The sequence below is a fragment of the Phyllobacterium myrsinacearum genome, assembly GCF_014138285.1.
Classification (GTDB): domain Bacteria; phylum Pseudomonadota; class Alphaproteobacteria; order Rhizobiales; family Rhizobiaceae; genus Phyllobacterium; species Phyllobacterium myrsinacearum_A.
In genome coordinates this window covers 132,644-144,810 of sequence record NZ_JACGXN010000002.1, presented here as the reverse complement: position 1 = coordinate 144,810, position 12,167 = coordinate 132,644, and the positions used below count along the sequence as shown (strand labels likewise).

14 protein-coding genes are annotated in these 12,167 nt (G+C 57.0%); 6 read left to right on the top strand and 8 right to left on the bottom strand.

Going from position 1 to position 12,167, the window contains the following annotated elements:
- Window positions 1–240 carry a phosphoribosylformylglycinamidine synthase subunit PurS gene (gene purS, locus FHW16_RS10300; RefSeq protein WP_105732450.1) on the bottom strand — a complete coding sequence of 80 codons (240 nt, stop codon included), beginning with the start codon at window positions 238–240 and terminating at the stop codon, window positions 1–3.
- Window positions 241–273: 33 nt separating this feature from the next.
- The gene (purC, locus tag FHW16_RS10295) at window positions 274–1,038 is read right to left on the bottom strand and encodes a phosphoribosylaminoimidazolesuccinocarboxamide synthase (protein ID WP_105732451.1); all 765 of its coding nucleotides are present in this window, start codon (window positions 1,036–1,038) and stop codon (window positions 274–276) included.
- A 311-nt stretch (window positions 1,039–1,349) separates the two neighbouring features.
- On the opposite strand from purC, the gene FHW16_RS10290 reads away from it, so the two are divergent.
- Together FHW16_RS10290 and FHW16_RS10285 are read left to right on the top strand one after the other, a co-directional pair.
- On the top strand, window positions 1,350–1,667 hold the full coding sequence (locus tag FHW16_RS10290) for a DUF1476 domain-containing protein (RefSeq protein ID WP_182549116.1): 318 nt from the start codon (window positions 1,350–1,352) through the stop codon (window positions 1,665–1,667).
- A gap of 123 nt (window positions 1,668–1,790) precedes the next feature.
- On the top strand, window positions 1,791–2,555 hold the full coding sequence (locus FHW16_RS10285; protein ID WP_182549115.1) for an HpcH/HpaI aldolase family protein: 765 nt from the start codon (window positions 1,791–1,793) through the stop codon (window positions 2,553–2,555).
- Here the strand turns inward: FHW16_RS10285 and FHW16_RS10280 are convergent.
- Window positions 2,550–3,098, bottom strand: a complete 549-nt coding sequence (locus FHW16_RS10280) for an RBBP9/YdeN family alpha/beta hydrolase (protein ID WP_182549114.1) — start codon at window positions 3,096–3,098, stop codon at window positions 2,550–2,552. The two genes, FHW16_RS10285 and FHW16_RS10280, sit on opposite strands and share 6 nt — an antisense overlap.
- A 171-nt stretch (window positions 3,099–3,269) precedes the next feature.
- On the opposite strand from FHW16_RS10280, the gene FHW16_RS10275 reads away from it, so the two are divergent.
- Window positions 3,270–4,169, top strand: a complete 900-nt coding sequence (locus tag FHW16_RS10275; protein WP_182549113.1) for a VOC family protein — start codon at window positions 3,270–3,272, stop codon at window positions 4,167–4,169.
- A gap of 64 nt (window positions 4,170–4,233) precedes the next feature.
- Here the strand turns inward: FHW16_RS10275 and purB are convergent, their stop codons facing one another.
- The 5 genes from purB to FHW16_RS10250 all read right to left on the bottom strand — a co-directional run bounded on the left by purB (window position 4,234) and on the right by FHW16_RS10250 (window position 9,211).
- Window positions 4,234–5,541, bottom strand: coding sequence for an adenylosuccinate lyase (purB, locus tag FHW16_RS10270; protein ID WP_182549112.1), 1,308 nt, complete (start codon window positions 5,539–5,541; stop codon window positions 4,234–4,236).
- 112 nt (window positions 5,542–5,653) lie between these two features.
- Window positions 5,654–6,388 (bottom strand): DUF2259 domain-containing protein, encoded by a 735-nt coding sequence (locus tag FHW16_RS10265; RefSeq protein WP_182549111.1) that lies wholly within the window; start codon window positions 6,386–6,388, stop codon window positions 5,654–5,656.
- Complete coding sequence (rpe, locus tag FHW16_RS10260) at window positions 6,388–7,062, bottom strand: ribulose-phosphate 3-epimerase (RefSeq protein WP_182549110.1); 675 nt, start codon at window positions 7,060–7,062, stop codon at window positions 6,388–6,390. The genes FHW16_RS10265 and rpe overlap by 1 nt, the downstream gene beginning before the upstream one ends.
- Window positions 7,063–7,130: 68 nt before the next feature.
- Window positions 7,131–8,138 carry a P1 family peptidase gene (locus FHW16_RS10255; protein ID WP_182549109.1) on the bottom strand — a complete coding sequence of 336 codons (1,008 nt, stop codon included), beginning with the start codon at window positions 8,136–8,138 and terminating at the stop codon, window positions 7,131–7,133.
- A complete protein-coding gene (locus tag FHW16_RS10250) occupies window positions 8,138–9,211 on the bottom strand; it encodes a branched-chain amino acid ABC transporter substrate-binding protein (RefSeq protein WP_182549108.1) in 1,074 nt (357 codons plus the stop codon). The genes FHW16_RS10255 and FHW16_RS10250 overlap by 1 nt, the downstream gene beginning before the upstream one ends.
- Window positions 9,212–9,495: 284 nt before the next feature.
- Here FHW16_RS10250 and FHW16_RS10245 point away from each other — a divergent pair, with 284 nt between their 5' ends.
- From FHW16_RS10245 to FHW16_RS10235, 3 genes are read left to right on the top strand one after another with little or no spacing between them, the layout of a single operon-like run.
- Complete coding sequence (locus tag FHW16_RS10245; RefSeq protein WP_182549483.1) at window positions 9,496–9,951, top strand: flavin reductase; 456 nt, start codon at window positions 9,496–9,498, stop codon at window positions 9,949–9,951.
- 18 nt (window positions 9,952–9,969) lie between these two features.
- Window positions 9,970–10,896, top strand: coding sequence for an AAA family ATPase (locus tag FHW16_RS10240; RefSeq protein WP_182549107.1), 927 nt, complete (start codon window positions 9,970–9,972; stop codon window positions 10,894–10,896).
- Window positions 10,897–10,909: 13 nt separating this feature from the next.
- Window positions 10,910–12,157, top strand: a complete 1,248-nt coding sequence (locus FHW16_RS10235) for a vWA domain-containing protein (RefSeq protein WP_182549106.1) — start codon at window positions 10,910–10,912, stop codon at window positions 12,155–12,157.
- Window positions 12,158–12,167 lie beyond the last annotated feature (10 nt).

Below are 12,167 nucleotides of genomic sequence, written 5' to 3'. Positions count from 1 at the left end.
TTAAACAAGCTCCACCGCGTAATCTTCGATGACCGTGTTGGCGAGCAGCTTTTCGCACATCGCCTTGACGTTGGCTTCGGCAACGGCGCGATCCTTGGTGTCGATCTCGACATCAAAAATCTTGCCCTGGCGCACGGATGCGACGCCATCGAAACCGAGACTGCCCAGCGCGCCGACAATTGCCTTGCCCTGGGGGTCAAGTACGCCATTCTTCAAGGTTACAGTGACACGTGCCTTCATCGATTGTCTTCTCCGAGATTGTTCAATCAGCGATTATTTAACGAGAACCGGCCCGGTTGGCCGCAATTGTTCATTTTCATTCATGATGCCCAGACGGCGGGCGACTTCCTGATAGGCCTCGATCAGACCGCCCATATCACGGCGGAACCGGTCCTTATCAAGCTTTTCGCTGGTCTGGCTGTCCCAAAGGCGGGCGGAATCAGGCGAGAACTCGTCGGCAACAACGATACGCATCATGTCACCTTCCCACAAACGGCCGCATTCGATCTTGAAATCGACAAGCTGGATACCGACGCCGAGGAAGAGGCCACTGAGGAAGTCGTTGACGCGGATGGCCAGCGCCATGATGTCATCGATTTCCTGCGGCGCAGCCCAGCCGAAAGCCGTGATGTGCTCTTCGGAGACCATAGGATCGTCCAGAACGTCGTTTTTGTAGTAAAATTCGATGATCGAGCGCGGCAAAACCGTGCCTTCCTCGATTCCAAGGCGTTTTGCCAGCGAACCGGCCGCAATATTGCGCACGACCACCTGCAGCGGGATGATTTCAACTTCCTTGATCAACTGCTCACGCATGTTGAGGCGGCGGATAAAGTGCGTCGGAATACCCATGCGGTTCAGCTGGGTGAAGATGTACTCGGAAATCCGGTTGTTCAAAACACCTTTGCCATCAATGACTTCGTGCTTCTTTGGATGCAGCACGGTGGTGTCGTCTTTGAAATGTTGGACAAGTGTTCCTGGCTCGGGTCCTTCGTAAAGGATTTTGGCTTTGCCTTCGTAGACACGGCGGCGACGGTTCATTGCAGGTCTCTGGTATTGGAGTTATCGGTCGGCCTTGGTCATAGCCGTCATGTTGGCGCGCTAACTATCGTAAAAGCAAGCATTCTACAATGATACTTTGTAGAGCTCCCCCGAATTATGGGTTATATGGACTTTCTACGACAAAGTGACCCATGTTTGACTGACGAGGTTCAATTCAGACTTTCGATTTTGTGCAGAACAGTTATATGGACCTCAGAAGCTATGTTGATCGGGACCTTGCCCTAAAAATGCCAAGACCCGGGAGGCATCTTTCACCTGACGACAAATTCATTTTGCGGGAGCAAGAGAGGATGACAATGGAAGATCGCGAAAATGCCTTTGAAAGCAAATACGCACATGATGCGGAAGTTCGCTTTCGGGCAGAGGCACGGCGCAACAAGCTGATAGGTCAGTGGGCGGCGGAGAAACTCGGCAAGACAGGCGAAGAAGCCGAAGCCTATGTGCTCGAGGTCATCAAGGCCGACTTCCAGGAAGCGGGCGACGACGATGTTTTCCGCAAGATCCGCGCTGATTTTGACGCTGCTGGCGTCGACAAATCCGACCACCGCATCCGCCGGACCATGGAAGAGATGCTGCAGGAAGCCATTCGTCAGATCCAAGGATCCTGATCGTTATCACGTCGGTGTTTCTTGAAAACCGCCCTTCACGGGCGGTTTTTTATTGGCGCGATGCTGTCATTTTTGCTTCACTGAGCCACGAGTCGTTCAGCCCAATGGAATACGGGAGCCATCATGTCATTAGTGTCACGCTTGAGAGCGGGAGAAACTGTTTTCTCCGCTTGGTGCAATCTGTCCTATCCATTGGTCATAGAGACCCTGTGCAAGACGGATTTCACGGCTTTCATGCTCGACATGCAGCATGGTCCGTTTGATACGGAATCTGTTCTTCACAGCGTCGGTATCATCCAGAATGCGGGCAAGCATACGGTTGTGCGCATTCCTGTTGATCGTTTTGATATGGCAAGCCGGGCACTGGATTTCGGTGCCGAGGGTGTTATTGCCCCAATGATCAATAGCGCTGAGGATGCGCGGCGTTTTGCTGCTTCCATGAAGTATCCGCCCGTCGGTGAACGCTCATGGGGGCAATTGCGCGGCAGACCGGCAAGTTATGGGGCCGGCGGCTCCGGTGCTTATCTCGCCGAAGTCAATGCCAAGACGCTGGCTTTTGCCATGATTGAAACCCGCGCTGCCTTTGCCGCCCTGGATGACATTCTGGCCGTTGACGGTATTGACGGCGTTTTTGTCGGTCCATCGGACTTTTCCATTGCCTGGAGCAATGGCGCAGAAGTTGATGCGAGCTCGCAAGCGATTATCGAACCGCTCAAGGAAATTGCCGCCAAAGCGCAAGCTGCGGGTAAACTCTGCGGCATCTACGCGGCAGATGCCGAACTGGCGAAGCGTTTTACCGGTCTCGGTTTCACCTATGTCCCACTTTCGGTCGATACGGGCTATCTGCAACTGGGCGTGAAGACATTGCTTGCAGCGGTTAAATCATAGCTGCGATATAAACTTCGCAAAAACCATCGTACCTTCCGGCCAGGGTCCATGGCCGGAGTCAGAGTTGAGGTGGCCTGATTCACCGGCGTCGATAAACAGTGATCCCCAGGCCGCAGCCAGATCTTCTGCGACCGCATATTCGCAATAGTGATCGTTGCGGCTGGCAACGACCACGGACGGAAATGTGAAGGGTTCGCGCGGGTAGGGACCAAACGTCATCAGGTGCTTCGGGCGGATTTTCGGGTTCGACACATCAGGCGGTGTGACCAGAAACGCGCCTTTGATCTTGTCACCGATCTGCGGCAACGCATGGATGAAGGTCGGCACGCCAAGCGAATGGGCGACGACGACAACGGGCAGGGTCGCCTCGTTGACGGATTTGACCACTTCCGCCACCCAATCCTGAAGAACAGGTTTCGACCATTCCTTCTGCTCGACGCGCCGCGCCGTGGAAAGCTTTGCCTCCCAGCGCGACTGCCAGTGATCGGGACCGGAATTGGTGTAACCGGGAATGATGAGGATATCAGCGTCTTTGACTTTCATGCTCCCCATTTAGGAAAAATATCGGGAAATCGCAACGCCGCAAGATTGTAAACAATCCGGATTTGCCGGTTCACGAATGGTGAACATGCTGTTCGCCACTCCATGACTTGTATCTCTGGACGGAACGACCGACTTTAGCAGCATGAAACAGGTGTATCGCCGGGAGTACATATGAAGGTTACACGCAGAGAAGTTGTCGGCGGTGCCAGTATGCTTGCCTTTCAGGCGATTGCGGGATCAGCCCGCGCGGAGACAGACATGAACAGCATGCCTTTTGCAGCAACGGCACCGACACATGTGTCCAAGGTTGGCATCAAGGCCAAAGACGCGGATCTGCTGTCGAAATATTACAGTGACGTGGTGGGATTGCGCGAACTCTCCCGCAAGGGACAGTCAGTTATTCTGGGGGCGGGTGAGACGCCCTTGCTCGAAATCGAGCAGGCACCGACCATTCGTGCCGATGATCCACGTGGTGCGGGCCTGTACCACACGGCTTTTCTGCTGCCGCGGCGGGTCGACCTCGCCCGGTGGGCACGGCGTGCCATTGATCAGCGCACTGCCATTGTCGGCGCATCGGACCACATTGTCAGCGAGGCCATCTATCTGACGGACCCCGAGGGCAACGGCATCGAGATTTATGCGGATCGCCCGCACGAAAGCTGGAAGTGGAACGGTTCATCCATCGAGATGGGAACTGCCGCGCTTGACGTCGGCAATCTGCTTGGCGAGTTGAAGCCGGATACGGCTGAATGGACTGGCGCACCGGATGGTGCGATGGTCGGCCATCTGCATCTGCGTGTGGGTAACGCCAAGGACGCGGAAGACTGGTGGCACAAGGAACTTGGCATGCAGACCGTTGCCGGATTTGGCGGCAGCGCCGTTTTCCTGTCTACTGGAGGCTACCATCATCACGTTGCTGCCAATTCCTGGCAAAGCAAAGGTGCTGGCAAGCGGGACAATGACCGTTCCGGTCTTGCGTGGGCCGAATTCGTGTCAAGTGATGCCCGTGAAGAACGGGAAATCGTCGATCCCTGGGGCAATGTCATGCGCATCGTACCCGCAAAGGCCTGACCGGTATTCCCAAAACAAAAAGCCCGCGAAATCGCGGGCTTTTCTTTGATCAGACGTGAGGCGCTCAGGCCTCGCCGAACACCCGCTTGAAAATCGTATCAACGTGCTTGGTATGATAACCAAGGTCGAATTTTTCCCGGAGCGTTTCTTCCGGCAGTGCAGCGCGGACATCAGCGTCAGCAAGCAGTTCCTCAAGGAAGTCCTTGCCCTGTTCCCAGACCTTCATCGCATTGCGCTGGACGAGGCGATAGGAATCTTCACGGGACACACCCGCCTGCGTTAGAGCAAGCAGAACGCGCTGCGAGTGGATGAGGCCGCGGAACTTGTTCATGTTTTTCAACATGTTGTCCGGATAGATCAGCAGCTTGTCGATAACGCCGGTCATGCGGGCCAGAGCGAAGTCCAAGGTGATCGTCGCATCAGGGCCGATCATACGCTCGACGGATGAATGCGAAATATCGCGCTCATGCCAAAGAGCGACATTTTCCATGGCGGGCAATGCAAAGGCACGAACCATGCGGGCGAGGCCGGTCATGTTTTCTGTCAGCACCGGATTGCGCTTGTGCGGCATGGCGGACGAGCCCTTCTGGCCGGGCGAGAAATACTCTTCCGCTTCGAGAACTTCCGTGCGCTGCAGGTGACGAATTTCAACCGACAGGCGCTCGATGGACGAGGCAATGACGCCGAGCGTGGCGAAATACATGGCATGGCGGTCGCGCGGGATGACCTGTGTGGATACAGGCTCCGGTTCCATGCCCAGCGCTTTGGCTACATGCTCTTCGACATATGGATCGATGTTGGCGAATGTGCCGACAGCGCCCGAAATGGCACAGGTGGCGATTTCCGCGCGTGCCGCCACAAGGCGCGTGCGGCAGCGCTCGAACTCGGCATACGCCTGCGCCAGCTTGACACCGAACGTGGTCGGTTCGGCATGGATGCCGTGGCTCCGGCCAATCGTAACCGTATCCTTGTGTTCGAAGGCGCGCTTCTTCAGGGCAACCAAGAGCTTGTCGAGGTCGGCCAAAAGAATATCGCTGGCACGCATAAGCTGCACGTTGAAGCAGGTATCGAGCACGTCGGAAGAGGTCATGCCCTGATGGACGAAACGCGCATCGGGGCCGACAATTTCCGCCAGATGCGTCAGGAAGGCGATGACGTCATGCTTGGTTTCACGTTCGATCTCGTCGATGCGATCGATATCGAATGTCGCAGCGCCACCCTTTTCCCAGATTGTCGCGGCAGCTTCTTTCGGAATGACGCCGAGTTCTGCAAGTGCATCGCAGGCATAGGCCTCGATTTCGAACCAGATGCGGAATTTCGTTTCCGGGGACCAGATGGCGACCATTTCGGGCCGCGAATAACGCGGGATCATATTGTGTTCCTATAGGCAATCGATGGGCGGATGAGTGTGAAACCTGCTCTAACAGACCAAGCCGCTGTACTCAACGTGGCTTTTCAGCCCGCACAGTTATCTAGGCCAAAAATCACTGTTGCGTGGTTACAGCCAGCCAGCGGTAATCAGGGCCTTCAAAACCCAGCGTGCGCACGGCAATCAAGACGGCGAGGGCGGGTTTGCCGTCTGACAGGTAGAATGTCTGCACGGCCCCGATGCTATAACCCTGTGGGCAGCTGCGGCTGGCGGGAATGGTTTTGTCTTCGTGCAATGTCTTGATATCGGCAGACTGGCCCTGCTTGATCGTCAGGCGAAAGCCTTTGTAGGGTTCCGGCTCGGGGCATTTGTCCGGGCGCGGAACATCGATTTCATCCAGCATGGCTGTTATCGGCTCGTCCATCGCGGGGAAAACCGGGCGTGGATTGAACATGACCTTGAACTTGTCAGCTGAGAGTTCGGTGACAGGATTGGCCGCGACCGTATCGCCCGCATTGGTCCGCAATTCGGCGTCGGCAAAACCGGTCAGGCCTTGTGCATCGCGCCCCACCTTTTCGCGCGCATCGGCGAGAGAGGCCTTTTCATCGTCAAGGCGCACACGCACCGGTGTTTTGGGAAGGAAAGTGTCGGTTGCCGTGTCGATGTAATAGCGGTTGGCATAGGGAAACCCGGAGCCGTCCTGCACGCCGTATTCCTCAAAGGCAAAAACCTTGCCGTCTTTGGAAAAGCCAAGAATGTCGAGCTTTGCGACATCACCTGCCTGCGCTGCAAACGACCACGAACTTGCGACAAGGACGAGAGCGGCGCCGAGCAGGGAGAAAGCACGCATCATGAGCCCTTGAGCGTTGCGTTGCGGATCAGTTCGATATTGGCGCGGTAGCTTGCTTCCGATCCGCCCTTGAATACGGCAGAACCGGCAACCAAAGCATTGGCGCCCGCCTGCGTCGCCAGTCCGGCAGTGTCGGCGGTAATCCCGCCATCCACTTCCAGATCGATCGGGCGGTCGCCGATCATTGCCTTGACCTTGCGGAGCTTGTCCAAGGTTTCGGAGATGAATTTTTGCCCGCCAAAGCCGGGATTGACGGTCATGACCAGGATTAGATCGACGTCATTGAGCATATATTCGATAGCGGATTCCGGCGTGCCCGGGTTGATGGCGATCCCGGCTTTCTTGCCAAGGGCGCGGATGGCCTGCAGCGAGCGGTGGGCGTGCGGTCCGGCCTCCGCATGGATGGTGATGATATCAGAGCCAGCCTTGGCAAAGGCTTCAAGGTAGGGATCGCAGGGCGAAATCATCAGATGGGTGTCGAAGATGGCATCGGTCAATGGACGGATCGCCTTCACCACTTCCGGGCCGAAGGTGATGTTCGGGACGAAATGGCCATCCATTACGTCGATATGTACCCAGTCAGCACCCGCCTTGAGCACAGTGGTGACTTCCGAGCCGAGCTTCGAAAAGTCCGACGCGAGGATGGACGGGGCGATGACAAGCGGGCGGCTCATGGCGTTCTCCGGTAGAAATGTTGTGCGCGCCCGTTACCATGCGCGCCCGGATGGCACAATGAAAACCGTCAGGGGCGCGCGTTCCACACAGGAAACAGGTCATTTGGTGCGGCGGTAGCAGCAAATACGCCGCGCGCAACAGCGCGGGCCATGGTTGATGCCGCCGCCGCGCACAATTCGATGAATTCACCGATGTCGGGTGCACGTCCGGCGGTGCCGGTTGCAAGCGCAAACACCAAGTCGCCGTCAAACGGGGTGTGCGATGGCCAGATGGCGCGGGTAAAGCCGTCATGAGCCGCAATGGCAAGGCGCTTGGCCTGTGCCTTGGTCAATTGCAGATCAGTGGCAATGACGCCGATGGTTGTGTTGGTGTCTGTTGCCGCTTCCTTGAACTTGGTCTTGATATCCGCCGCATCGGCGGGAAGCGGATGCGGTAGGCCAAGCCCGCCAAACTCGTTGCCAATCTCGAAGGGAGCAGCCCAGAAATGGCGGCTGCGTCCGACCGTCACTGATCCGAGTGCATTGACGGCCACAAGGGCGCCCATGGTCGCGCCGCTTGGCAGGATAGAAGATGCGGAGCCGAGTCCGCCCTTCAGGCCAGTCACCAGGGCGCCTGTGCCGGCACCAGCGCTGCCGAGGGCGAAATCCCGCGATGCGGTTTGCACAGCTTCGTATCCAAGCTCGCGATAGGGTGGATACAGGCCCCAATCCTTGTCGCCGCCATTGATCAGATCAAACAGAATGGCGGCAGGGACGATCGGAATGCGCTGGGCTCCGACCTTGAAGCCGATGCGCTTTTCCCGCAGGGCGGCCTGCACGCCCGATGCCGCATCCAGACCAAAGGCCGAGCCTCCGGACAGGACGAGCGCGTTGATGGTCTCAACCGTGTTGTGTGGCTCCAGAAGGTCGGTCTCCCGCGTACCCGGTGCGCCACCGAGAACCTGAACGGCGGCTGTCGCCGGTTCATCGCAGAGAATGACGGTGGTGCCGGATTTGATGGTCGCGTCAGCTGCATTGCCGATGCTCAGTCCAGCCACATCGGTGATAAGATTGCGAGGACCTGTCTTCAGCGGCATCAGTTGGTCTCCTGCACGAACTGTTTTCCGTCATAGCGTTGCAGCCGATAGGTGTCGGCAATGCGCTCGCCATGGGCATCGAACTGGACGGGACCGATGGCGGTTTCGAAAACATTCTTGCGCAAAAGATCCGCCAGAGATGAGGCTTGTGCCTGCGCAGTCATCAGAAGCTGGATCGCCACTTCGGCTACCGCGTAGGAGGGAACGGCATAGCCTTCCGGCACCCTGCCTGCAAGCTCAATGGCATTTCTGGCGTTTCGTGCAGTTTCCAGTGTTTCAGGATCACGCGGTGCGATCATCAAGGTTCCCGCGGGCAGGTCACTGCCACTCGCGGCAGCATTGAGCGTTTCACCGCCGACCGTGATCAGCGGATAGTTAAGCGCTATGGCACTCCGGCCGATCGCCGCGATATCGTCCCGCTCGCCGCCGACGAAAACCTGCGTCGCGCCAGCGCGTTTCAGCCGCGATACGAGCGCATTCTGATTGTCGAGACCGGGGCGATACGTGTCGGCAAAAACCGGTTTTAGGCCTTTCTCCTCCAGCCGTGCGCGGACAGCTGAGGCAAGTTCGCGGCCAAAAATGGTGCCGTCATCAATGATGGCAAAGGGGGATGACCTCCAGAGACTTGCCAGAATATCACCGGTTTCGCGTGCGGCATTGCGTTCAGACGGAGCAATGCGGAACACGGGATAGGGTGTATCGGCGCGCAACTCTGTCAGCGTCTGCGCCCGAATCCCTGGCGTTATGACTGCGATGCCCTTCTGGCCGAGGATAGGCAGGGCGGCTTCAAGGGATTCCGTGCAAAGAAAGCCGACGACGATAGTGGCATTGGCCAGCACCATTTCCCGGGCGGCGGCGGCTCCACCTGCGGCATCGCATCTATCGTCGGCGGTCACGACACCGATGTCCTGCCCCTGCTTGTTGCCCGCTACAGCGGTATTGACGCCATCCACAAGCTGGTTACCCAGCCGTGAAAAGGAGCCGGAAAGCGGCGCAATAACGCCGATCTTATCCTGTGCACAGGCGACACTGCTGAACAACAGGCATAGGCCAAGCGTTGCTGCGCGTATCATGGGATTCATTGCGATATTGCCGTACCTTCGAGATAGGAGATGACCCAACGTTCGATTTGGGTAGCTGTTTCCTTCACTCTGCGCAATGCGGCTCTATATAAAAGGGGCAAGCATGGTGCGATAATGTGAGCGCCAGATCGCCAATCCGGATCGCAAACGAGGAAAAAATATTCTACCCCTATGGTTCAGGCGCATGTTGCGGTAGGGATGTTTTGGACAATGGAAATAAAATAGTGCTCATCGCCAAGGATCAAAAAATAGAACCGCTTGCCTTCCGCAATGCCATGAGTCATTTCGCGGAAGCGGTTCATATTATTACCACCGACGGACCTGCGGGCAGGCGCGGCGTGACTATTTCTGCAGCGTGTTCCGTGTCCGACGATCCAGCAACGATTCTGGTTTGCCTCAACCGGCAGCATGAGTTCAACCATCTCTTCATCGAGAATCAGGTTTTTGCGTTGAATGTGCTTTCAGCCAGCCAGCAGGCTGTTTCAGAGGCTTTCTCCGGCAAAGGCGATCTCACTCAGGAAGACCGCTTCGCACTCGGACAATGGCAGACGCTGCAAACCGGTGCACCGGTGCTTGCTGACGCGCTTGCCAGTTTCGACTGCCGTATTATTGCCACTCACGAAGTGGCAACGCACTATGTCATCTATGGCAAAGTCACCGCGCTGAATACCGGAGAACGCGGCCAGTCACTTGTCTATCTCAATCGCTCCTATCATGATGTAGGGAATTAGAGTCACAACGGAGAATCCATGGCTGACCGGACCGTTTCATCTTTGCCGCAATCGATCGACGAGACGTTGGCACTGCTTGAAACAGGCGGTTATGTCGCGGATCGGGCGCTGGCGACGGTGCTGTTTCTCAGCCTTCGGATGAAACGGCCGCTGTTCCTTGAAGGCGAAGCCGGTGTCGGCAAGACCGAAATTGCCAAAGTTCTGGCATCGACGCTGGATCGCCCGCTGATCCGTCTGCAATGCTACGAAGGCCTCGATATTTCCTCGGCCGTATATGAGTGGAACTACGCGGCGCAGATGATCGAGATCAGGCTGGATGAGGCGGCGGGTAATGTCGACAAGTCTGCTATTGAACGCAATGTCTTTTCCGAGAAATTTCTGATCCGAAGGCCTGTTCTGCAGGCGCTTTCGGGTGAACCGGGCAGGGCGCCGGTGTTTCTCATCGACGAACTGGACCGGACGGACGAAGCCTTTGAAGCCTTTCTGCTGGAAGTCTTGTCCGATTATCAGGTGACGATACCCGAGCTTGGCACCATTGTTGCCGCCGAACCGCCTGTTGTCATCATCACCACCAATCGTACCCGCGAGATTCACGACGCTTTGAAGCGGCGCTGTCTTTATCACTGGGTCGATTATCCCACGGCGGAGCGAGAGCTGGAAATCGTCCGGCGCAAGGTACCGGCGGCGAATGAACGGCTTTCGGCTGAGATTGTCCGTTACGTGCAGAAATTGCGCGACATGGATCTGTTCAAATTGCCCGGTGTTGCCGAGACGATCGATTGGGCCAGTGCCCTGACTGAAATGGACAAGCTCGCGCTGGACGCGGAAACGATCTCGGACACTATTGGCGTACTGCTCAAATATCAGGATGACATCGCCCGGATTGGAGCCGGGGAAGGGCGGCGCATTCTTGATGAGGTCAAAAGCGAACTGAACGCAGCTTAGGTGTCTGAAACAGATGGAGACATTCATTTCTTCACCGCAGATTGACCAGCAGGATAGCCGGTTGGCAGACAATATCGTCTACTTTGCCCGAACGCTGCGCAACGCGGGTTTGCGGGTTGGTCCGGCAGCCGTCAAGGATGCCATTGAGGCGGTGCTTGCCGCTGGCATAGGCTCGCGCGATGATTTCTACTGGACCTTGCATAGTGTTCTCATTACCCGCCGCGAGGACCACGTCACATTTGACGAGGCATTCCGGCTTTACTGGCAGTCGCGCGAATTCATCGAAAAGATGCTGGCGATGGTCTCGCCGGTTGCTCCAACGCAGGAGCGATCAAAATCGAAGGCGGCGAAGACCCGCGTTGGCGAGGCCATGTTCGAGGGCAATGCCGGCAATGAGCGGTTACCGGAAACCGACTTTGACGGGCGTTTTACGATCTCCGGCAAGGAGGTGTTGCATTCGAAGGATTTCGCCCAGATGACCGCCGATGAACTGGTGCAGGCGCGCCGCGCCATGGACCAGCTGATCCTGCCCGTGGACAAGGTTAAGACCCGGCGTTTTCGGGCTGATCCGAAGGGGCGGCGCATTGATCCGAGAGCCATGATGCGTTCGAGCCTGAAAACCGGTGGCGACCTCATCCTGCCGAAATTCCGGTCGCGGCGTGAAATACATCCGCCGTTGGTGGTTCTGGCCGATATCTCCGGTTCCATGAGCCAGTATACCCGTATTTTCCTGCATTTCATGCATGCTATGATGGCCACGCGCCGCCGCGTGCATTGCTTTGTCTTCGGAACGCGGCTGAGCAATATCACCCGTCCGTTGCGTTACCGGGACCCGGATGATGCGATTGCGCATTGCACGGGCGCTGTGCGTGACTGGTCAGGCGGAACGCGTATCGGTGAAACCCTCCGCGAGTTCAATCGTCACTGGTCGCGCCGGGTTCTGGGGCAAGGGGCGGTTGTTCTGCTGATTACCGATGGTCTCGAGCGCGGGGAAACCGGTGGGCTTGAAGCGGAGATGGAACGGCTGGCAAAATCCTGCCGCCGGCTGATCTGGCTCAACCCGCTGTTGCGTTTTGAAGGTTTCGAGCCGCGCGCGGGTGGTATCAGGGCAATGTTGCCCCATGTCGACGATTTTCGCGCGGTGCATAATCTCGATGCACTGGAGGATTTGTGCAGAGCGTTAAGCCGCCCGTCAGGAAAGAGCGATGACCCCAAGCGCTGGTTGCAAAACTCTTTCCCGCAACCCAGCTTATACGCATAATAGTGCGGGA

Excerpts from the sequence above, each read along its gene's own strand:
- FHW16_RS10245 (WP_182549483.1), top strand. The coding sequence starts at position 9,496 with ATGAGTCATTTCGCGGAAGCGGTTCATATTATTACCACCGACGGACCT.
- purB (WP_182549112.1), bottom strand. The coding sequence starts at position 5,541 with ATGATCCCGCGTTATTCGCGGCCCGAAATGGTCGCCATCTGGTCCCCG.
- FHW16_RS10255 (WP_182549109.1), bottom strand. The coding sequence starts at position 8,138 with ATGCCGCTGAAGACAGGTCCTCGCAATCTTATCACCGATGTGGCTGGA.
- FHW16_RS10235 (WP_182549106.1), top strand. The coding sequence starts at position 10,910 with ATGGAGACATTCATTTCTTCACCGCAGATTGACCAGCAGGATAGCCGG.
- FHW16_RS10265 (WP_182549111.1), bottom strand. The coding sequence starts at position 6,388 with ATGCGTGCTTTCTCCCTGCTCGGCGCCGCTCTCGTCCTTGTCGCAAGT.
- purS (WP_105732450.1), bottom strand. The coding sequence starts at position 240 with ATGAAGGCACGTGTCACTGTAACCTTGAAGAATGGCGTACTTGACCCC.
- purC (WP_105732451.1), bottom strand. The coding sequence starts at position 1,038 with ATGAACCGTCGCCGCCGTGTCTACGAAGGCAAAGCCAAAATCCTTTAC.
- FHW16_RS10250 (WP_182549108.1), bottom strand. The coding sequence starts at position 9,211 with ATGATACGCGCAGCAACGCTTGGCCTATGCCTGTTGTTCAGCAGTGTC.
- FHW16_RS10290 (WP_182549116.1), top strand. The coding sequence starts at position 1,350 with ATGACAATGGAAGATCGCGAAAATGCCTTTGAAAGCAAATACGCACAT.
- rpe (WP_182549110.1), bottom strand. The coding sequence starts at position 7,062 with ATGAGCCGCCCGCTTGTCATCGCCCCGTCCATCCTCGCGTCGGACTTT.
- FHW16_RS10275 (WP_182549113.1), top strand. The coding sequence starts at position 3,270 with ATGAAGGTTACACGCAGAGAAGTTGTCGGCGGTGCCAGTATGCTTGCC.
- FHW16_RS10285 (WP_182549115.1), top strand. The coding sequence starts at position 1,791 with ATGTCATTAGTGTCACGCTTGAGAGCGGGAGAAACTGTTTTCTCCGCT.
- FHW16_RS10240 (WP_182549107.1), top strand. The coding sequence starts at position 9,970 with ATGGCTGACCGGACCGTTTCATCTTTGCCGCAATCGATCGACGAGACG.
- FHW16_RS10280 (WP_182549114.1), bottom strand. The coding sequence starts at position 3,098 with ATGAAAGTCAAAGACGCTGATATCCTCATCATTCCCGGTTACACCAAT.